Genomic DNA, 21,092 nt, shown 5'->3' on the forward strand with positions numbered 1-21,092 from the left:
ACAAAGGAAATAACATGAATACCACCTTAGAAAAAGTCGATTTTCAAGTGCATATTGAGTTTAACGATAAAAAAGAGGCCGTTTTTAGCTATACAGAAAATGGTAAAGCCGTTGGCGGCGGCGGTACAGTAAGAACCGAAACTGCGGGTACTTACACTCTAGCTCCTACAGCAGTTGGGCTAGGCTTTTTTTTCACGGGGGTTACAATTACTGATAAAATAGGAACATGTGCCCAAGACTTCAGTTATACACTTAGTGATAACCGCCAAGCAATCATCATTACCGATACAGCAAAAAACTCAGGCACTGCCTGTTTAGTATTTAACGTTGAGTGCAATGATAAATCTTATTCAAGCCCTGACCCACAAGTTATAAATGAAAAAAAGTTAATCAACAACGATTAATTATTGATTTTAAATTGCACAGGGCTAATTTACCCCTGTGCAATTTATTTATAGACTTACCACCTTTTCGCCTACTACTCTTCAAAATTATAGAAACTAAACCCCAGTACTTTCCCAATTAAAAACATAATAAAATAAGCAACTTAAACCAGAAGGTTACCGAAAGGTTTAAAAATCATAAATTAAATAAACTACTAGACATAAAGTTTCATTAACAATAAAAATGAGCAACACAATGTCTAAAAATAATGAAAATAGCAGAGCAAACAACGCCGACAATGCTGTATCTGCATTAATGAGCAGCATTTCTAACACCGTTAACAATGAAAAAATAAGCGCTATTATTAATGTCACGAATGTCATGGCCGATGCTATTTTTATTGTTAATGCAGATGGAGTGTTTGAATCAGTAAATCCCGTTGCAGCTCGTTTTTTTAATGTTACGTCTGACTCATTAATAGGTAAAAAATGGCAAGATTGTTTACAAGAACAGTATCGCGATGACTATCAATACATGTTTGAAAGTTGGAAAAACAACTATCAAACACCACTCAATCATGGCCCGAAAGAAGTTAAAATAATAAAAAACAATGGTAACTGTTTAGATATAGAGCTCTCAATTTCTTGTATACCCGCATCAACCACAAACAATATCCCTCTATTTATTTGTATTATGCATGATATTTCTAGGCATGTTAAAAAGTATAAAGTACTCGAAAATATAGCCAAAATAGATCACCTTACAGGCGTCGCTAATCGCTGCACTTTAGAGAAGGCGATTATTAAAAATTGGCAAGAATGCATAGTAGACAAACAGCCTTTGAGTTTTATCTTGATCGATATTGATTTTTTTAAACTGTTTAATGATAATTTTGGCCATGTAAAGGGTGATAAATGTTTGCAAAAAGTAGCTCAAACAATTGAAGACTGCCTCCCCTCAAAAGATAGTTTAGTAGCACGCTATGGTGGTGAGGAGTTTGCTGTTGTATTACCCCGCTCACATGTCTCAAATGCAGAAATGATCGCAAAACGTATTCAAGAAAAAATACTCAACATTAATTTTAGAGATATTGGTTTGCCAGCGAATGTAAAGATAAGTGTAAGCCAGGGTTTAGCGTGTGAATACGATAATCAGTACAGAACATCTGAGGCATTAATATGCGCGGCTGATACGGCTTTATATAGAGCGAAGTCGGAAGGTCGTAATAAATTATGTATAAGGTGATGTACTAACTATTTGGTATAGCCTTTATCTACTAAAATAAAAAACCGCAATTGCGGTTTTTTATTACTTGAGAAAAGCTTAAATGTCGATTAGCAGCCCTTCGTCTTTTTTAATCTTTTCGATCACCATATAAGTATGATGAGTGCCCACGCCGGGAATATCGACTAAGTCGCCAAGAACTTGTCTATATTCTTCCATATTAGAAACGCGGATTTTTAATAAATAATCATAACCGCCTGCCACCATGTCGCATTCAACGACTTGTTGTATTCTTAGTATATGCTCTCTAAATACCTTAAATACTGCTGTATTTGAAGCAACAAGCGACACTTGAACATGTGCTACTAAGCTTTGATTAAGCTTTGCTTCGCTAAGCTTAGCGTAGTAGCCTTCGATATAGCCTTCTTGCTCTAATCGTTTTACACGATCAAGACACGGGCTTGCACTCAAATTAACCTGTTTTGCGAGGTTAACATTTGAAATTCTGCCGTTCTTTTGTAGAACGTCTAGTATGGCTAAATCAATACGATCTAGCATGCGTAATCTATTTGGAATTGTCATAACAGAATTTTATGCGGATAAGTTAAATTTATGCCCTGTAAATTATCGTAAAACGCGAAATTTAACCAGCATATTCTGCTGAAATTTAATTAGAATGCACTCACAATATCACTGGTAATTTATTGGTAATTAATTTTACTTTAATTCTTAACACTCCTGAGGGTTGCTTATGTTATTCAACGGCGATTTAACAACGATTTGTCCTATTAGACAAAGAATCCGTGACTTCTACCGCATAGATGAAAATGCGGTTATTGATCATATTTTACCGCTTGCAGAAGTAGGCGTAAAAGCACGAAGTCGTGCCTGGGAAAGAGCCCGCCAGATTGTTTTAAACATTCGTAAAGAGCAAGATGGGCAAGGCGGTGTTGATGCGCTTTTAAATGAATTTTCACTCTCTAGTGAAGAAGGCGTTGTATTAATGTGTTTGGCCGAAGCGCTGCTTCGCGTACCAGACAAAGCAACTCAAGATGTACTTATTCGTGACAAGTTAGCGAAAGGTGATTGGAGCTCTCATTTAGGCAGCAGCGATTCTTTATTCGTAAACGCGTCTTCTTGGGGGTTATTAGTTACCGGTAAAATGGTTAACTACACAGACAAAACGAAAGAACAACAGTTCGGCATGCTTAAAAAGACCATTGGTCGTTTAGGTGAGCCAGTTATTCGTAAGTCTGTAAATTTTGCTATGAAAATTATGGGTAAGCAATTCGTTATGGGTCGTACCATTGACGAAGCAATTGAACGTGCTGCCGATACAGAGCAAAAAGGTTATGTATATTCTTACGATATGCTAGGCGAAGGCGCGCGCACAATGAAAGATGCGAAGCGTTACTTTGACAGCTACATGAATGCTATACACTCGATTGGTAAAGCGGCAAATGGTCGTGGTCCAATTAAGAGCCCTGGTATTTCAGTTAAGCTTTCTGCTATTCATCCGCGCTATGAGTTCACTCATAAAGACCGTGTGATGGAAGAAATAGTCCCTAAATTAAAAGAACTTGCGCTTGCTGCTAAGAAATACGATATCGGCTTTACCGTTGATGCTGAAGAAGCTGACCGTTTAGATATTTCATTAGATGTCATTGAAGCGGTATTTAGTGATGAAGATCTTGGTGATTGGCAAGGATTTGGCTTAGCGGTTCAAGCGTATCAAAAACGCGCTATTTTTGTAATTGAATGGCTAACTGACCTTGCAAGCCGTGTTGGTCGTAAAATGATGGTACGTTTAGTTAAGGGCGCGTACTGGGATACTGAAATCAAAACCACACAACAAGATGGTTTAGAGCATTTCCCTGTATTTACTCGTAAAGCAACAACCGATGTTTCTTACAAAGCATGTGCAATTAAAATGCTTGAAGCGCGCGACGTACTTTATCCACAATTTGCAACGCACAACGCTTACACTGCCGCGACTATTTTAGAAGTAGCGAAAGGCGACAACACCGGTTTTGAATTTCAACGTTTGCACGGTATGGGTGAATCATTATTCGACCAAATCGTAAACGAGGAAAAAATCCAGTGCCGTGTATATGCCCCTGTTGGTCAACACGAAGACCTACTTGCTTACCTTGTTCGTCGTTTATTAGAAAATGGCGCTAACTCATCATTTGTAAACGCGATTGTAGATACAACAAAACCTGTTGAATCATTACTACCAGACCCTGTAGAAACACTGCAAGGCCTGCGTAACAAGTACAATACGCAAATCAAAATGCCCATTGATTTATACGGTGAAGAACGTGCTAACTCTAAAGGCATGGATTTAACCGATATTAACGTTATTACCCCTTTCAAAGAGAATCTTGAAACATGGTTTAACGAGCACCTAATTGAGCAAAGCCAAGTACCAGAGGGCTCATTGGCTGTTAAAAACCCAGCGAACCACAAAGAAATCATCGGCCACGTTAAGTTACAAACTGGCGAAGAGATGAAAGTATTACTGGCCAACGCTGAAGCCGCACTTGAATCATGGTCACAAACACCAGTAAAAGAGCGCGCTAATTTACTGCGTCGCGTTGCTGACATTTTAGAGCGTCATCATGATGAACTAGTCGCTATCTGTATTAAAGAAGCAGGTAAAGTAGCGCAAGATGGTATTGATGAAGTGCGTGAAGCGGTTGATTTTTGTCGTTACTACGCAGCGCGCGCTGAAGAGTTATCTAAAGATGAGCGTTTTGAAGCCCGTGGCGTTATTTTATGTATTAGCCCGTGGAACTTCCCGCTTGCAATATTTTTAGGTCAAGTTGCTGCTGCGATTGTTACAGGTAACACTGTAATTGCTAAGCCTGCTGAGCAAACAAGTTTAATCGCCCTTCGTGCCATTGAACTAATGCTATCTGTTGGTTTACCTGAGCACGTTGTTCAACCGGTTATCGCTCGCGGCTCTGAAGTAGGTAAAACAATTGTTCCTGATGAGCGCATTCAAGCGGTTATGTTTACAGGTTCTACTGAAACAGGCACATTAATTTCTCAAACACTTGCTGCACGTAACGATATTCAAGTACCGTTAATTGCAGAAACAGGTGGCCAAAACTGTATGATTGTTGACTCAACGGCGCTTCCTGAGCAAGTAGTTGACGATGTGATCAGTTCTGGTTTTCAAAGTGCTGGCCAACGTTGTTCTGCTCTTCGTGTTTTATTCATTCAAGATGACGTAGCTGATGGCATTATCGAAATGCTTAAAGGCGCTCTAGCTGAGTTACACATTGGCGATCCATCGTTACTATCAACTGATGTTGGCCCTGTAATTGATGAAAAAGCACTTAAAAACTTAAATGAACACGTTGAGTACTTAAAAGGTAATTCTATACTTCATTACGAATGTAAAATTCCTGATAATACTCAAAATGGCGCATACTTTTTTGCTCCTCGTTTATACGAAATTAAAGACTTATCAGTACTTAAACGTGAAGTATTTGGCCCATGTGTTCATATTGTTCGCTTTAAATCGAATGAACTTGATGATGTGATGGATCAAATAAATAACACGGGCTATGGTCTGACAATGGGTGTTCACTCACGTATTGAAGAGCGCTGTGAGTACCTTGCTAAAATGTCACGTGCGGGTAATGTTTACATTAACCGAAACATGATTGGTGCCATTGTTGGTGTGCAACCGTTTGGTGGCCGTGGTTTATCAGGTACTGGCCCTAAAGCCGGTGGCCCTAACTACCTACAACGTTTAGTAAAAGAAAAAGCATCACCAGATAACGTACAAATGACTAACCTAACGCCTGACGAACTTGATTTACACCACTACAGCGGTGCGAATGAACAAGTTAAAAAGCTAATGGCTAACTCAATGCGCGATGAAAAAATCTGGCGTGCAACACCACTAAACGACCGTGTTTCGGCTGTACGTCAGTTGCTTGCTAAAATCGCGACGGTAGAAATTATCGACGATTTAGCAGACGACTTAGCATTAACATTATCAGAAGCACGTGCACAGCTTAACCGCCTTGAAAAGCACATGCGTAAGTTTACTACCCTGCCTGGGCCAACGGGTGAGTCTAATACACTTCATCTAGAAGCACGTGGTTGTGTAGTGTGTTATGCAGATAAGAGCACATCATTTAACTTCTGGGCATTGTCTATCATCACTGCTATTGCCGCAGGTAATACGGTAATTACTGTAGCGTCTGAGCTGTTTTATGATGAAGCAGTTGCCTTTAAAGATAAATTTATCTCTACAGGTGTTGCAGAAGGTGTTTTCCAAGTAGCTAAACCTAACCAGTTACAAGCTATTTTGGCGCACCCTCATTTAGCCGGTGCGGTAGTTGCTGCTCGCTCGTCTCGCTTGGGCTACTTTAGCCAACAGCTTGCACAGCGTAAAGGTGCTATTTTACCAGTAATTAGCTCTGAGTATTACGATACATTAATCAAACGTCTTATTACTGAAAAAACAATCAGTATTGATACAACAGCATCAGGTGGTAACACATCACTAATGACGCTTGTTGAAGATGATGAATAATTAAGCTAATGCTTTTTAACTAAAAAATAAAAAAGGCACTGAAAAGTGCCTTTTTTATTAGGTAGTAACGTATATATTTGTTAGCTTAATGAAAGATTAATAATAGAAGTAATAAATTTGAAAATAATTCCTGTTGGTCAGTTACTGCCTGGTATGTTTGTGCAAAGCGTTACTAGACAAACTGGCAGTATTAAAATTAAAAATCAAGGCTGGGTTAAAACTCAGGCTGGTATTAATAACCTAATAAAAGCAGGTATTTTAGAAGTAGAAATCGACCCTGATAAAACCCTCATTGAATCAGTCCCTGAAAAAGCTCCTATTGCTGTACCTGCAACAAAAATAAAGCGTGACCCTTGGCAAAAAACACACAGTGCCGAACAAGAAATGGGAAAGGCAAAAAAACTGTATGACGAAGCTAAAACACTGCAAATAAAAGCATTTAAAGATATTAAAGCAGGCCGCGATATAGATATTGCACCATTCAAAGAGCTGGCAAGTGGCTTTATGGACTCTGTTTTTAGAAACCAAGATGCCCTAGCCTGCCTTACCCAAATGCGCCAAAAAGATGCTTACCTACTTGAGCACTCTATTAATGTATCGATATTAATGGGGATTTTCGCTAAACATTTAGGTATAGAAAAAAACATTATTGTTGAACTGACTACCGGCGCACTTTTACACGACATTGGTAAGATAAAAATCCCTGATGAAATACTCAATAAGCCGGGCCGCTTTACCGATGATGAATTTAAAATAATGAAAATGCACTCGCTTTTCAGTAAAGAAATATTAGAAGAGTCTGGCTTAACGGGTATCGCGGTTGATATTGCAGGTATGCATCATGAAAGGCTTGATGGTAAAGGCTACCCGTTTGGTAAAAAGGGCGACGAAATAAGTCAGTACGTACGTATGGCATCAATTGTAGATGTGTATGATGCACTTACCGCAGAACGTGTTTACAAAGCAGGCATGGAGCCAATAAAAGCCTTTAAAATACTAAAAGACGGATGCCCAGATAGCTTCGATCCCGTGCTGCTTAATAAGTTTATTCAATGTATTGGTATTCATCCGGTAGGAACGCTCGTTAGATTATCGAGTCAAAAAGTGGGTTTAGTGACCGAGAGTAACCCCAGTACACCACTAAAGCCTATCGTTAAAACATTTTACAGCGCCAAACATAGTCGCTATACAGAGATAAAAGATATCGATTTATCTAATAAAAAAACCTTAGACACCCTTGAATCAGCGGTGAAACCTAAAGAATATAATATTGATTTAGAACGCTTTTATAAAAACTCAATATTACCCTAAGCAATATTGAGAGCTCAACATTCTACCGAGCTCTCAATATAATAGCTAAACGTTTACTGCGGCCAGTCTTGCAAAGCCTTTAAGCTAAACTCATAACCATCAAAATCAAGTACACTTTGCTCAGGTGTAATCTCTCTTACAGTTAAAGCGCCTATGCTCTCTCCTTCATGTAACTCTCGGCCATTTAGCTTGATCCAACGTTTGTCAGCACTCGATGAATAAATATGCGCTTGATATTTAATACTAGGCAACATTGATTGCAAACCATCTGGTAGTAATTCTACAGGCTCAACACGTGATGACGTTTTTGATGCATGGGTAACTTCATAATCCTGATTTTTTTCGACGTCTTGTATAGCTTGCGCAAACGCATTTTTAAGTGTTGTAGGCACCTCATCAAGCTCAGGATCGCTCATCTGTTGAGATTGGTTGTTACCATTAATTGGCTTACCTAGTACTTTATATTTACTCATATCTAGTTGAGCTGATGCTGTATTTTGACTTTGCCCAAATACCGAAGCGTTCTGTGTATTATTTGGATTGTAATTATTTTGTGGATTAAATACTGGCTGATTATAATTTTGAACTGGCATTACTTGTTGCACGTTCTGCTGATTATAACCCATTGCGCTCGTGACCGGACTCGATGGCATAGGAATATATTGCCCATTAGGCGTTAATAACATTTGCTGTACACCATTAGGTGTTTGCACATGTACAAGTTGCCCTTCAATCGTTGCAGTATTATTTGGAGCTATTTTAGCGGGTTCTAACTTAGCTATTTGCTGCTTTTCAACTGCGGCATCTACTTCTTTAACTTGTTCTTTAACTTGTTCTTTAGGTGACGATTTTTCGCTTTCAACCACCTTAATTACAGCGGGTTCCGATGTGTTTAATAAAGTAGTACCTTGAAACCACTTACCAGTAGTAAACCCACCAGCTACAGCAATAAAAGCAGCTAAGCTTGTACCAAATACTAACGCTAATCGTCTATAACGCTTTAGTGCTTGCTGTTGCTTTAACTGCTCTGATTGTAAGTCGTATTGCTCAGCACTCATATCTGATTGCTGCGACTGCTTTAGCGCATCTAATAAATAAGACATAACTTACCTAACTATAAAATAAATGAAAGCCCAATGCCTACGGCAAATAAAGCAACGAATGCAAGGCTATATGGTACAAATGACGTTGCTTTGTTGGCCTCATTAACTGGCGCTACAAAATCCATGGGTAATGACTCATGTGCTGATTTTTTTATTATATCGCTATCAACTATCAACTGCTGCTTTGCAAAAGTGCCTACCAAAGCTCGCTCACATACCAAGTTCATTAATCGTGGCACACCACCAGTTAATTGATGAACAGCTTGCATGGCATCCATCGAAAAAATTCCTTTATCACATCCTGCAACATGTAACCGATGCTTTATGTAAGCAACTGTTTGGCCTTGCGTAAGTGGTAATAAATGGTAACGAGCTGTTATTCTCTGGGCGAGTTGCCTTAATTCATTGCGCTTTAAAAGCTCTTGTAGCTCAGGTTGACCAACCAATACTATTTGTAATAATTTTTTATGATCGGTTTCTATATTTGTCAGCAAGCGTAATTGTTCAAGCACATTAGGGGCAAGTAACTGCGCTTCATCAATTATAAGTATGGTGTGCCCACCCGATTTATTATTGGTCTCTAAGTGCTTTTTTATAATATCGGTAAGACTTTTAAGCGTCGCATTATTAGCATCGTAACTAATGTTGAGCTCATCACAAATACTAGCCAATAACTCCAGCTCTGATAGTGCTGGGTTATGGATCATCGCTACTTGCGTGTTTTCAGGTAACTGCTCTAACATACTGCGGGTAATTGTAGTTTTACCAGTACCCACTTCGCCTGTTAATAATACAAAACCACCGTCTTCACCTAATCCGTAGGTAAGGTGTGCTAAGGCTTCTTTATGTCGTTCACTTAAAAATAAGTAATGAGGGTTGGGCGAAATTGAAAAAGGTTTTTCATTCAGGCCAAAATAGCTTAAATACACCGTGATGTTCCTTCGTAATTAAATCACGGCCTATAATGGCAAAAAAACGCACTAAGTGACAACGTTGTAAGCGCTTTATTATTGAAATAACGTAAATTTATGTAAAACAAAAAAATGCAGCGGTTTTAAGGCTGCACTTTCATCTGTCTAATCTTAATATGTAATTTACTCTTCGTAGCGAACTAACCGTAAATACACATTACTAGTTTTGGCATGCAAGCTATTCAACCCACTATCAAATTGATAAACCCATGCAGAGCTCATCGTGCTCACACCCGATGTATTTGACCAATAGTTTTGAAGCTTAGTACCAAAAAACACCTCTTCATTAATGCTCGGCTCGGTGCAACTGTGCTCTAAAATACTCGCCAACTCTTTAATGTTAGGCATTTGCCAATCATCGTAATCTGCGGTTGTATCATTTTTAGCACCGCGTAGTGCCTCTTGCCAAGTAAGAGAAGGTGTAGAGCCTTCGCAAAGTTTTGTATCTGTATTATAAATTTGCCCATAACTACAGCGTTGCCACATAAGACCTGTTTCGGTATCAGACACTGTGCCATCTGTATTTATGGTAAATCTATCTGTCGGCGTTGTGGTATCTGCACCGTCGTAGCACGTTTGCGCCGCTGCAATATTAAAGCTCAAGCTTATAGTTGCTAGTGCATAGAGTAATTTTAATCTCATTATTTTCTCCTAACGGCTTCTAACTAAACGAACATACGCAGTATTTTCTTTTGGATAAGCAAGATCGTTACCATCACTCATATCAATAATGTACGCTTGCGATAAACTTGTACCATCGGCTGCGGTTTGTGAAGTCCAATAACGTAAGTGACTTAATGCACTTTCACTTGGCATATTGGGGAAAAACACCTCATCAATTAATATGCTTTGCCCTTGTTTACCATAATCAATTAAACCTAAAAGCTCTGTATAAGTAGGTAACCGCCAATTTGTACCACCACAAAAATCTAAGTTATTCACTTCGTTTATATAACTTTGTACTCCACAACTCGTATCATCCGGACAAGTTGAATTGGCTGTACTAGTATCGGTAAAAGTAGTGTCGCCTAAATCCCAAAAGTAATGATTTTGCCCCTCACGCAAGCTTGTATTTGGCAATACTCCTGAGGATTCACTTTTTACTTCCCATACAAGTCCAGTAACATTATCGCGTATACAGGTAAAGTCACTACTATCATCACCAACTTCATCAGCAAACTGATTAAGTTTAGTGTAATCAAACGCTAAATTACCTTTACCAACCTTATCTAAGCGGTTTGCATAGCTATCGCGTCCAAGTTCAGCATCTTGCGCTGGAAAGTCATCGCTTTCACAGTTAATGCGTTGGGTGTTGTTATAGCACTCACCAACACCACTATCGTTTATAAGCCCAAGCGCTTTTGGTGATACATCAACAAATAAAGAATCTGTATCGGTGCGTCCTTTTGAGTCGGTTACCGTTACTTCAAAGCTCAACGTGGATTCAGTATCTACATCAGAGGCAAAAAATGTCGTTGTACATTGGTCGCTATTACTTAATGTTTCGCTATTACCGGTAAGTTGTTGCCACTTACACTGATAGGTATCGGTGACAGTTTCGCTATTCGTTGCATCAAGCGTTACTTCTTCAAACTCTTCGACATTTTGATCAGCGCCTGCATTTGCATCCACTAGTTCATTTGTTTTATTAAGCGTCATTGAATATTGAGTACTCGCCTCACCGCCTTCATCATCAGTGACTGTTAGCTGCCAAGATAAATTTACGTTACTTTCTAGTAATGGATGAGAGAAGCTAAGAGTTGACTCATTAAAGCTCGCAATATCTAAGTCAGGACCTGATAGCAGTTGCCACAAATAACTATCAATTTGGCCATTATCATCAGGATCGCTCGACTCAAGGGCGCTCAAAGTCACTGTATCTTTGTATACAGAAGGAAGTGTTTCAGGAGATGTTTGGGTAACAACAGCAAGAGGGAGTTGATTATTAGAGCTCACTGAAATAGAAATGTCGTCACTAACAGCGCTACTACCCGTACTTTGATAGCTCACTCTTAAGATTATTTCACTATCAGTTTTTACGTCAGGGGCTGTCAATGTTTGCTCAGCGCCTTCAAGCGGAAAACCTTCTAAGCTTGGGCCGCTAACTTGTTGCCATGAAAACGTACCATCAGCGGGAGAACCTTGTGCTGTGATGGTAAATTCAGTTTTTTCGATAATTTGTAAATCGGTTCCAGCATTAACAGATATTTCTACAACTGTATTATCGCTATCACCGCCACCTCCTCCACACGCACTCAGCAAACCGCAAGAAATGAGGGGGATTAAAGCAAACGCTTTCATACGCAGCACCTTATTATGTCAAATAATTACTATAGTGTAATTACTAGCAATAAAGATGCCATTAAAGTACTACATATATGTATCTTGATGAATGCGTACAAACAACTTCGTACCGATTTTACTGTAATCTACTTTGTATTCACGCCCATCTAAAGCTTGAATAAATAGTAATTGTTTTTCTTCGCCAAATACATCAGGGCTTCCAACATAGACTATTTCTAAATAGCGATCTTTTGCATCACGGCGGTTTTTAGGTAACTCTTCTTTAAATGGCTCTAAGCCATGTTGAGTCACTTTAATTTTAGGATGAATTTCAGAGTTTACAATCACTAAATCATGCTTTTTATCTTTATGTATTATGGTGTTTCGACCACTTTTTAAAAAGGCTCTCTCTTGACTCATTTTTCTTTCCTACAGTCGCAGCTTAATTATTAATTTGCGACGCTATAAACTGACTAGGCTCGCGCTTCCACTTATTTAAGTTAGCACTAAATGCCCAAATATCTCTATCTAACACACTGGCTGGTAATAATAAATCGTAACCGGTTAACAGTTGAAGGTGCTTAGTCCTGTTAGCAAACATAGCTATAAGACCAGTATAGCTTATCCCTTTATGGGATGTGTAATGTGTATCTTCTATTAGCCATTCTGATGGGCAATTGCCATTTTTGCAATGTTTTTGAACAACTTGCATAAATAAATTACGCTGCTCTATTAATAATTTCCCTGCAATTCGAGGCGCTATGCTTGTTAAAAAGTCATCTATGTCGTTTACCTTTATACCAACCGCATTTAATTCTAAGTAATCAAAGCCATCTTCTACTTTGGGTATACCACTGTGATGAAAGTTACTATGAGGCATACACCAAGCTCCGTATTTATGGCAATAAACGAGCTCAGACTCATTTAATATAAGGCTATGATATGGCTCTTGAGTTTTTAAATATCCAATAAAAATAGCGGCAATACACAAGCTCACTAAAAATATTTCAAGTATGCTAATCTCACCCGGCCTCAGTAAATTAAACAACATAATAAAAACTAAACCAATTGCACCTGCAACAAGCACTTCAATTGCGTTTCGCGCACCTTGTGCCCGAAACTTAATGACATTGTTAGGTTTATCCATATTGGTAAAACACCATATAAAAAACAAACATAATAACAGCCCAAATTATGACCTTTCTTGTTGTTATACATAAGTTACAGGTGGTTTTAAATTTCATACATTACCGCTTTTTTCTCAACAAAATAGGAACAATGAATAAATCTTATTTACTTTTACGCTTAACGCACAAATTTATGAGACACATAACCGTCTTTTCCCGGTCTTATTTCGTACAATACTTACAATTCATTTTCAGGTATGAAATCAATGTACTCAAGACAATCAGGTAAAGCACTTTTTCCATTTATTATTACGTTACTTCTAATATTTAGCGTTTATTTATATCTACCCGCTAGCCACGGCGAACAGGCCGATTTATCACAAATGTCTACTCAAGTAACAGCTCATACTGTTACTTCTCAGGAAAACGCAGTGATGATAGAAGCGATCGGTAGCGCGCGTGCAAACCAAGCAATCTATATAAAAAGTGCGCAAAACGATTATGTCACAGATATATATTTTAAAGACGGCGACTTAGTCAGTAAAGGACAAAAGTTAGTACAGTTACAGAGCCAACAAGAACAGCTTGCCGTTAAAGAGCTTGGCATTAACTTACGTGAAGAACAACGCCAGTTAGATCGCCTAACCGAACTTTCACGCTCGCAATCAACGGCAAAGTCGTTACTTGAAGAGCAGTTATCTCGTGTTGATGCAACAGAGGCCCAACTAGAAAGCGCTAAAACTAAATTAAACGAAATGGCTATTAGTGCGCCCTTTTCAGGCCTGTTAGGTAAGCGTGAAATATCAATAGGTGCTTACGTAAGTAATACAACAATAATCACAACACTTGATGATATTAGTATTATTAAAGTTGACTTTAAAGTACCTGAAAAATATTTAGCACAATTAAATATGGGCATGAAAGTGCTTACGCAAAACGATGCCTACCCAGGACAAACATTTAACGGCAAGGTAACGCATATTAGCTCGCGTATTGATTCGGTTACTCGCAGTGTTGAAGTTACAGCAAGTTTTGCCAATAAATCAGGATTACTTCGCCCTGGTATGTTACTAAATACAGCACTTGAGCTAAGCAGCAACCAAGCTTTAATGGTGCCAGAAAAAGCGGTTATACCTTTGCAAGACAAACACTTTGTTTTTCAAATTCAAGATGGGATAGCTAATAAAATTGAAGTGCATGTTGCTAGCAGAAATAATGGCTGGGTTGCTATCGACGAGGGCCTAACTGATGGCGAGCAAATTGTTACTGAGGGGCTAATAAAAATTCGCTCTGGAAGTAAAGTAAGCGTAAAGGGGTAATACGTGAAAATTACAGATACTAGCGTCAAGCGCCCCGTTTTTGCCATTGTAATTAATTTACTGCTTCTTACTTTTGGACTGGTTGCGTTTACTATGCTGCCACTTCGTGAATACCCGGATATTGAAACGCCGATTGTAAATATCAGCACTGAATACACAGGTGCTTCTGCCGAAATTATAGAAACCAAAATAACGCAAATAATAGAAAATCGAATTTCAGGTATTGAAGGCATCAAAAGTATTAACTCTTCGAGCCGTAATGGACGTTCAAACATTACCATTGAGTTTGATATTAACCGCGACATAGATGCTGCATCTAACGATGTACGCGAACGTGTAGCACGTGCACTTGATAGTTTGCCCGATCAGGTACGCCCGCCAGAAGTATCTAAATCAAATAGTGATGAAAGCCCAATCGCCTGGTTTGTATTAAACAGCGAAACAATGGACTCGTTACAGCTCTCTGATTACGCGCAGCGTTTTATTGTTGACCGCTTAGCCGTAGTAGATGGTGTATCTAACGTACGTATTGGTGGTGAGCGCCAATACGCCATGAAAATTTGGCTAAACCGTCAAGCAATGGCTGCACGCGGTATTACTTCAAGCGACATTGAAAATACACTGCGTACAGAAAACGTTGAGTTACCGGCTGGCGAAATAGAATCTATAGACCGTGACTTTACAGTACGTACTGCACGTAGTTATAAAGATCAACGCGATTTTAAAAACCTAGTAATTAAACGCGGCGATGAAGGCTATTTAGTACGTTTAGGTGAAGTTGCCGATGTACAGCTAGAAGCTGCCGACGACGAAAGCTTATTCCGTGGTAACGGCCGCAATATGATTGGTTTAGGTATTGTAAAACAAGCTAAAGCAAACACACTTACTGTAGTAGATAACGCACGTAGTGAGCTTGAAAAAATCAAACGTAATTTACCTGAAGGCACCACAATTCAAGATAGCTACGATTCGTCTGTATTTATTAAAGAATCAATTAGCGAAGTTTACAGCACACTTGCCATCTCTATGGGTTTAGTCGTACTCGTAATATTTTTGTTTTTGGGCAGCATAAGAGCAACGCTGATTCCGGCGGTAACAGTACCGGTCGCACTGGTTGGTAGCTTTATGTTTTTATTAGCAATGGGCTACTCAATTAACTTACTAACATTACTTGCCTTAGTTCTTGCCATTGGTTTAGTAGTAGATGATGCCATTGTAATGCTTGAGAATATTCACCGTCGTATTGAATTGGGTGAACCACCGTTACTCGCTGCATTTAGAGGCGCGCGTGAAGTAGGTTTTGCCATTGTAGCAACCACTCTTGTGCTTATATCTGTATTTGTACCACTGGTGTTTATGGATGGTCGTATAGGCGCATTATTTACCGAGTTTGCTATGGCGGTAAGTGCTGCTGTATTTTTCTCAAGTGTTACCGCACTTACACTCGCACCAGCACTGTGCTCTAAAGTACTTAAAGTATCAGACAAACCAAATAAATTTAGCCAATGGATGGACCGCCAATTTACTAAAATTGAAGTAAGTTACCGTAATTCACTCTCCACCAACATAACCCGTAAATGGGGTTTAATGGTGAGCTTATTATTAGCTGGCTTTGTTAGTTACTCGTTGTTTTTACAAGTTCCTTCTGAGCTAACGCCAAAAGAAGATCGTGGTACGTTCTTTATTATGATGAGCGGCCCTGAGGGCGCAAGTTACGAAAATAACGCCGCTAATATGGCTAAAATTGAAGAGCGCTTAATGCCTTACTCGCAAGCCGGTGAGCTAAGTCGCGTACTTGTTCGAGTGCCTGGCTGGGGTGGCAGCGGCGGTGTTGCGATTGTGGGTATGGCCGATTGGGATAAACGCAAACGCTCAACGTGGGAAGTAATGGATGAAATAAGCGGTAAAATGCAAGAAGTTACCGATGTTCGTGCATTTGCCATTATGCGCCGTGGTATTGGTGGTGGTGGCTCATCTCGCCCAATTGAGTTTGTACTGCAAGGTAATGATTACGCTCAACTAGCCGATTGGCGTGACCGTATAATTAAGCGTGCTGAACAAAACCCAGGTTTAGTAAGAATCGATCATGATTATAAAGAAACCTTCCCGCAGTTTTTAGTCAGCATAGATAAAAACAAAGCTGCCGATTTAGGCGTTTCGGTATCTGATGTAGGCCGTACACTAGAAACAATGCTTGGCCAGCGCCGTGTTACGACCTTTATTGACCGCGGTGAAGAATACGATGTGATTTTAAAAGGAACAAAAGAAGATTTTACCAATCCTACTGATATTTCAAATATATACCTTAAATCACGAAGCGGTGAACTAGTTCCACTTGATAGCCTTATCAGCTTAAAAGAAGAAGCAACAGCATCGCGCTTAAACCGCTACAACCGTATGCGCGCAATTACATTAAGCGCCAACTTAGCCGACGGTTATACACTTGAGCAAGCGCTTAACTTTTTAAACGAAGTAGCCGCGCAAGAAAACGATATAGATGGCGCAGTAGATTACAAAGGTGAATCGCAGCTTTATTACGAAGGCGCATCAGCGATGACCTACGTATTTATACTTGCACTCACCGTTACCTTTTTAGTACTTGCTGCGCAGTTTGAAAGCTTTATGCACCCATTTGTAATTATGCTTACCGTACCGCTTGGTTTAATGGGCGCTATGTTTGGGCTTTGGGCTACAGGACTGACCTTAAATATTTACAGCCAAATAGGTATTGTCATGCTCATAGGCTTAAGTGCTAAAAATGGTATTTTGATTGTGGAATTTACTAACCAATTACGCGATAAAGGCGTTGAGTTTAGTGAAGCAATACTACAGGCAGCTACCCAGCGCCTTCGCCCAATAATAATGACCTCACTTACAACCGTTATGAGCTCTGTTCCCTTGGTTTTTGCTTCAGGCCCCGGCGCCGAAAGCCGTATGGTAATTGGTGTAGTTGTGTTTACAGGGGTTATTGTATCTACCCTGCTGACTCTTTTTGTTGTACCTGCTGCGTATTATGCTCTATCGAAAAATACACAGTCACCTGAGTTTTTACAACAAAAGCTGAATAAACAAGCTGCTGAAAAGCCTTTCGAAGAGATCTAATCTCTTTATTGCGCCGTAACCTTGTTGTTGCGGCGCATACAATTTATGCTCGCCTTTAAACTCCATATACATTTTAGGAATACTTATGAGCTCAACAACGCAAGTAGCAACATTTGGTGGCGGCTGTTTTTGGTGTATAGATGCAGCATTTAGACGTGTAAATGGCGTATTAGATGTGAGTTCTGGCTATACCGGTGGCGAAACCGACACCCCAACCTATAATTCTGTATGCTCTGGCACAACCGGGCACGCTGAGGTTGTTAAAATTGAATTTGATACCACTGTAGTTAGCTTTGAAACACTTTTAGCAATGTTTTTCACTTTGCATGATGCAACACAATTGAATCGTCAAGGTAACGATATAGGCACACAGTATAGAAGCGTTGTTTACTATCACGATGAAGCCCAACTAAAGCAAACCAATGAAATGATAGCTCAACTGCAAAGCCATGTGAGTGAACCAATTGTGACAGAAGTCAGCCCTGCCACTACGTATTATCCAGCAGAGCATTATCATCAAGATTACTATAACGAAAACCCACAGCAGGGTTACTGTAGTATTTTAATAGCACCTAAATTACATAAGTTTGAAACTGTGTTTAAAGAATTCTTAGCTGACTAGCTAATTTGAGCAGTTAAATTGATTAGTTAAACTTAGCTACACATTAAAAAGCCCGACGTAAGTCGGGCTTTTTAATATTAATAAATACCGTTAAAACTGGTAGCTTGCGCCTGCAAAAAAGCGACGCTCTGGCGTGTTGTAGTAATACACTTGACCCGTTGTAAAATCAGTATTTGAATCAACAGCGTTATACTCTTTATCAAATAAGTTTTCTACACGAAGCGAAACTTCAATATGCTCATTTACTTGATAATTACCCGCTAAGTTCCAAAGCGTGTATGATCCTAAACGCGTCACAGCACCTTGTCGGTCACTACGATATTGCATGTCTAAGCTTGCATCAAAAGCACCAAACTGTTTTGCAAGTTCCCAGTTAAAAGTACGTTTAGCAACATTACGTAACTCTGCGCCCGTTTCTTCGTCTTCAGCGCTTAAGTAAGCAAAGTTAAGGTTGCTATCAAAACCAAAAAACTGCTGAGATAAGCTAAATTCAACCCCTTCGTAGCGTGCTTCATTTAAGTTGATAGGAAAGAAGTTAGAATCTAAAGATATCTTATCTTCAATATCATTTCTAAAAATAGCAACGTCAATACTTGCTATATCAAAATCTACATTTAACCCAATCTCTTGATTTAATGATTTCTCAGGCTCTAAATCAGGATTAGATGAAGGTGGAAAACCAGGAAAAGCCGGAAAGTATAAATCGTTAAATGTAGGTGCTTTAAAACCAGTGCTTTGGCTTATGCGGAACGTGGCGTCTTCAGATAAATGATAACCCGCAGCGGCTGTATACGTTGTTTCGTCGCCAAATTGTTCATCATCGTCTTGGCGAATTGTTAAATTAGCTAACACTTTTTCAGCATTGTAATAAGCCCCAACAAATACTGCTAATACATCACGCTCTTGCATATCATACTGCGTTGAACTGTGCGATACATCATCGTTGTACCAGTTAACACCACCGCTAATATTAAGCTCTTCAGATAATATATATTGACCGTTATAATCAAATTGCACACGTTTCGTTATAAAATCATTTACACCAAATGCTGAGGTATCGTGAGAATCATCTGTTGAAATAGCAATATCAATACTGTGCGATTGGTTAGTGTAGTTTTTACTCCAACCTGCAGAAAGCTGATAGTTTTTAAAATCACCTGTTTCCATAGTACTTGTGGCTGGACTAAAGCGACTGTCGTAATCTGCATAGCCTTCACTGTATTGACCTAATAACTTAAAGTCGCCGTAGTGTGCATCAGTATAATTTACTTTAAAACCAAGGTTTTTATTTTCATAGCCATCTTCATCTGGTGCTACGCCTTGCAGTGCATCAAAGTTATCTGTTTTTTCAAAGCCTGCATTAAATGCTGTTGTTATATCGCCTGATTTTACAGAGCCTGCCACTTGATAATTTTGGTAAGAATCAGAACCAAACGTAGCACTCACAGATAAGTTATCTGATTCACGCGTTATAATGTTAATTACGCCAGCAAGTGCATCAGAGCCGTAAACAGCCGCGCGAGAACCCTTAATAATTTCAATGCGTTCAATACTATTTAAAGGGACATTATTTAATGCTTTTTGACCAAGTGTTGCTGAGCCTGTACGTACACCGTCAATCAAAATTAGCGTATCGCCAGAGCCAGTACCACGAAGTGACACACCTGTATTTTGGCCAAAACCACCGTTTGGATTAACCTGAAAACCAACTCGCGTGCTTAATAAGGTTGGTAAATCGCGTACGTTGCTTGCTTCTATTTCTGCACGCTCAATAACATTTACACTTGCTAAAACGTCATTGATTGATTGCTCAAATTTATTAGCTGTAACGGTTATTTTTTCAATTGATTGCTCTGCGCCAGACACAGAAAATGAAAGCGCAGCAGAAATAGCAACGCCTAAAGTTGTTTTGTTTAACATGATGTCCCCTACCTTTGCCCACCGCAAAGATTTAAGTAAGTAAGATTGCATCAAGGCCGGTCTCCGGACTCAGTAAGCACATCAAAATATGCAATACTTTACCGTTGCGGGGGCAGTGTTGGGCTTGTAGTCATCATGAAAACGCACCAACTTCCCGATTATCCTGCTAAAAAAATCATTACATGAAGTGGCTAGCAAGCACCTTGAAAATATGTCGCTATTGTGAGTATTTTGTTTACAAATGTCAATGGACGTCTATACAGCTAAAAACCTTTTTAAAATGCAGTTAGGGCCTAGTATAGTTTGAAGAAACTCCATATTTATCAAGTAGCTTCTTAAGTTGTATTTGTGTAGTAGGTAAGCTTAGTATTTCATCCATTTTATTACTAGTGATCTTATTTGATTTAGAGTTAACTAAAAAGTGCGTTTTATAAACGGCATCTGGTACGTTACTTTTATAGAGTAAATCCATATTAAAAGTATTTTGATTTTTAAAATATTGGTAAGCAATATTATTTAAAACGCCTACTTCCGCGCGCTTTAATAGCAGCATTTTAACCACATTGAATTCATCAATGGTTAAACTTACTTGATGTTCCTCACTTAAAAATTCGGCATCTGTATTAAATCCAGCAAATTGATACGAGTACCCCAGAACCCCAACCTTTGTTAATGACGTAATGTCGTCAAAGTAAGCTTGCTCATTTGTATTTTCTTTAAGCGTATAAAGCTCATTTTTGGTAATGGTATAAAATTCGGTTTTTTTTATATTCTCTTGCGCTGATTGTGGGATCCATTGCAGTGCCATTAAAAATAAAACATCAAAATTATTTTTTTCAACTGACAAAGCAAGCCTTTTTACAGGTAGAGACTTAAGTACGAAGTTAAACTCCTGCTGTGCGCCGTTTAAAATCTTAATAAACTCAGGAGCAAAACCCTGCTTTTTTTGCGCATTAATAATAATGGGAAAGTAGCCATCTTCAACCAGTACATCAATATCAACTGTTTTTGATAAGCTTGGTTTGGTAAATGTAAGCAAAACAAATAACAAAAATAATTGATGAAGTTTCATTTTAATACCTTCTAGTGTGAAGTACTTAATTGCATGTGATTAAATATAATAGCTTAAATATCAAAAAGAAGATTAATACATACGGGAGTATCTAGGCAG

16 protein-coding genes and 1 riboswitch are annotated in these 21,092 nt (G+C 39.0%); of the genes, 7 read left to right on the forward strand and 9 right to left on the reverse strand.

Annotated features, from left to right (window positions below; translation table 11 throughout):
- The first annotated feature begins 14 nt into the window (after positions 1-14).
- The gene (locus tag GQR52_RS04255; protein WP_165727567.1) at positions 15-404 is read left to right on the forward strand and encodes a DP-EP family protein; all 390 of its coding nucleotides are present in this window, start codon (positions 15-17) and stop codon (positions 402-404) included.
- A 235-nt stretch (positions 405-639) separates the two neighbouring features.
- Complete coding sequence (locus GQR52_RS04260) at positions 640-1,629, forward strand: sensor domain-containing diguanylate cyclase (protein WP_165727568.1); 990 nt, start codon at positions 640-642, stop codon at positions 1,627-1,629.
- Positions 1,630-1,707: 78 nt separating this feature from the next.
- Here GQR52_RS04260 and GQR52_RS04265 read toward each other — a convergent pair whose 3' ends face one another.
- A complete protein-coding gene (locus GQR52_RS04265) occupies positions 1,708-2,190 on the reverse strand; it encodes a winged helix-turn-helix transcriptional regulator (RefSeq protein WP_024590009.1) in 483 nt (160 codons plus the stop codon).
- 169 nt (positions 2,191-2,359) lie between these two features.
- Here GQR52_RS04265 and putA point away from each other — a divergent pair, with 169 nt between their 5' ends.
- Both putA and GQR52_RS04275 read left to right on the forward strand, forming a co-directional pair.
- Entirely contained in the window at positions 2,360-6,163 is a 3,804-nt protein-coding gene (gene putA / locus GQR52_RS04270; protein WP_024592081.1) for a bifunctional proline dehydrogenase/L-glutamate gamma-semialdehyde dehydrogenase PutA, read from the forward strand.
- Positions 6,164-6,280: 117 nt separating this feature from the next.
- Complete coding sequence (locus GQR52_RS04275; protein ID WP_007581678.1) at positions 6,281-7,474, forward strand: HD-GYP domain-containing protein; 1,194 nt, start codon at positions 6,281-6,283, stop codon at positions 7,472-7,474.
- A gap of 53 nt (positions 7,475-7,527) precedes the next feature.
- On the opposite strand, the gene GQR52_RS04280 is transcribed toward GQR52_RS04275, so the two are convergent.
- The 6 genes from GQR52_RS04280 to GQR52_RS04305 all read right to left on the reverse strand — a co-directional run bounded on the left by GQR52_RS04280 (position 7,528) and on the right by GQR52_RS04305 (position 12,978).
- Entirely contained in the window at positions 7,528-8,577 is a 1,050-nt protein-coding gene (locus tag GQR52_RS04280; RefSeq protein WP_165727569.1) for a general secretion pathway protein GspB, read from the reverse strand.
- 11 nt (positions 8,578-8,588) lie between these two features.
- Complete coding sequence (locus GQR52_RS04285; protein ID WP_024592309.1) at positions 8,589-9,506, reverse strand: AAA family ATPase; 918 nt, start codon at positions 9,504-9,506, stop codon at positions 8,589-8,591.
- Between the two features lie 165 nt (positions 9,507-9,671).
- Positions 9,672-10,190, reverse strand: a complete 519-nt coding sequence (locus tag GQR52_RS04290) for a DUF1566 domain-containing protein (RefSeq protein ID WP_007581675.1) — start codon at positions 10,188-10,190, stop codon at positions 9,672-9,674.
- A gap of 9 nt (positions 10,191-10,199) precedes the next feature.
- Positions 10,200-11,849 carry a DUF1566 domain-containing protein gene (locus tag GQR52_RS04295; protein ID WP_165727570.1) on the reverse strand — a complete coding sequence of 550 codons (1,650 nt, stop codon included), beginning with the start codon at positions 11,847-11,849 and terminating at the stop codon, positions 10,200-10,202.
- Positions 11,850-11,918: 69 nt separating this feature from the next.
- Positions 11,919-12,251, reverse strand: coding sequence for a hypothetical protein (locus tag GQR52_RS04300; RefSeq protein WP_007581673.1), 333 nt, complete (start codon positions 12,249-12,251; stop codon positions 11,919-11,921).
- A 22-nt stretch (positions 12,252-12,273) separates the two neighbouring features.
- Complete coding sequence (locus GQR52_RS04305) at positions 12,274-12,978, reverse strand: DUF2982 domain-containing protein (protein ID WP_165727571.1); 705 nt, start codon at positions 12,976-12,978, stop codon at positions 12,274-12,276.
- A gap of 246 nt (positions 12,979-13,224) precedes the next feature.
- Here GQR52_RS04305 and GQR52_RS04310 point away from each other — a divergent pair, with 246 nt between their 5' ends.
- The 3 genes from GQR52_RS04310 (at position 13,225) to msrA (ending at position 18,001) form a co-directional block, all read left to right on the forward strand.
- Entirely contained in the window at positions 13,225-14,277 is a 1,053-nt protein-coding gene (locus tag GQR52_RS04310) for an efflux RND transporter periplasmic adaptor subunit (protein ID WP_165727572.1), read from the forward strand.
- A 3-nt stretch (positions 14,278-14,280) separates the two neighbouring features.
- On the forward strand, positions 14,281-17,379 hold the full coding sequence (locus GQR52_RS04315) for an efflux RND transporter permease subunit (protein WP_165727573.1): 3,099 nt from the start codon (positions 14,281-14,283) through the stop codon (positions 17,377-17,379).
- A gap of 85 nt (positions 17,380-17,464) precedes the next feature.
- The gene (msrA, locus tag GQR52_RS04320; protein ID WP_165721049.1) at positions 17,465-18,001 is read left to right on the forward strand and encodes a peptide-methionine (S)-S-oxide reductase MsrA; all 537 of its coding nucleotides are present in this window, start codon (positions 17,465-17,467) and stop codon (positions 17,999-18,001) included.
- A gap of 90 nt (positions 18,002-18,091) precedes the next feature.
- On the opposite strand, the gene GQR52_RS04325 is transcribed toward msrA, so the two are convergent.
- Together GQR52_RS04325 and GQR52_RS04330 are read right to left on the reverse strand one after the other, a co-directional pair.
- Positions 18,092-19,921 (reverse strand): TonB-dependent receptor, encoded by a 1,830-nt coding sequence (locus GQR52_RS04325; RefSeq protein WP_165727574.1) that lies wholly within the window; start codon positions 19,919-19,921, stop codon positions 18,092-18,094.
- 36 nt (positions 19,922-19,957) lie between these two features.
- Positions 19,958-20,142: riboswitch (cobalamin riboswitch) on the reverse strand.
- A 65-nt stretch (positions 20,143-20,207) separates the two neighbouring features.
- Positions 20,208-20,993: an ABC transporter substrate-binding protein gene (locus GQR52_RS04330; protein WP_165727575.1), complete on the reverse strand. Its 786-nt coding sequence runs from the start codon at positions 20,991-20,993 to the stop codon at positions 20,208-20,210.
- Positions 20,994-21,092 lie beyond the last annotated feature (99 nt).

The sequence above is a fragment of the Pseudoalteromonas sp. 31A1 genome (assembly GCF_011378815.1).
In the GTDB taxonomy this organism is placed as follows: Bacteria; Pseudomonadota; Gammaproteobacteria; order Enterobacterales; family Alteromonadaceae; genus Pseudoalteromonas; species Pseudoalteromonas arctica.

Bases quoted from the DNA above. Each gene is read 5' to 3' on its own strand.
- GQR52_RS04255 (WP_165727567.1), top strand. From the start codon at position 15: ATGAATACCACCTTAGAAAAAGTCGATTTTCAAGTGCATATTGAGTTT.
- GQR52_RS04260 (WP_165727568.1), top strand. From the start codon at position 640: ATGTCTAAAAATAATGAAAATAGCAGAGCAAACAACGCCGACAATGCT.
- GQR52_RS04265 (WP_024590009.1), bottom strand. From the start codon at position 2,190: ATGACAATTCCAAATAGATTACGCATGCTAGATCGTATTGATTTAGCC.
- putA (WP_024592081.1), top strand. From the start codon at position 2,360: ATGTTATTCAACGGCGATTTAACAACGATTTGTCCTATTAGACAAAGA.
- GQR52_RS04280 (WP_165727569.1), bottom strand. From the start codon at position 8,577: ATGTCTTATTTATTAGATGCGCTAAAGCAGTCGCAGCAATCAGATATG.
- GQR52_RS04290 (WP_007581675.1), bottom strand. From the start codon at position 10,190: ATGAGATTAAAATTACTCTATGCACTAGCAACTATAAGCTTGAGCTTT.
- GQR52_RS04295 (WP_165727570.1), bottom strand. From the start codon at position 11,849: ATGAAAGCGTTTGCTTTAATCCCCCTCATTTCTTGCGGTTTGCTGAGT.
- GQR52_RS04300 (WP_007581673.1), bottom strand. From the start codon at position 12,251: ATGAGTCAAGAGAGAGCCTTTTTAAAAAGTGGTCGAAACACCATAATA.
- GQR52_RS04305 (WP_165727571.1), bottom strand. From the start codon at position 12,978: ATGGATAAACCTAACAATGTCATTAAGTTTCGGGCACAAGGTGCGCGA.
- GQR52_RS04310 (WP_165727572.1), top strand. From the start codon at position 13,225: ATGTACTCAAGACAATCAGGTAAAGCACTTTTTCCATTTATTATTACG.
- msrA (WP_165721049.1), top strand. From the start codon at position 17,465: ATGAGCTCAACAACGCAAGTAGCAACATTTGGTGGCGGCTGTTTTTGG.
- GQR52_RS04325 (WP_165727574.1), bottom strand. From the start codon at position 19,921: ATGTTAAACAAAACAACTTTAGGCGTTGCTATTTCTGCTGCGCTTTCA.
- GQR52_RS04330 (WP_165727575.1), bottom strand. From the start codon at position 20,993: ATGAAACTTCATCAATTATTTTTGTTATTTGTTTTGCTTACATTTACC.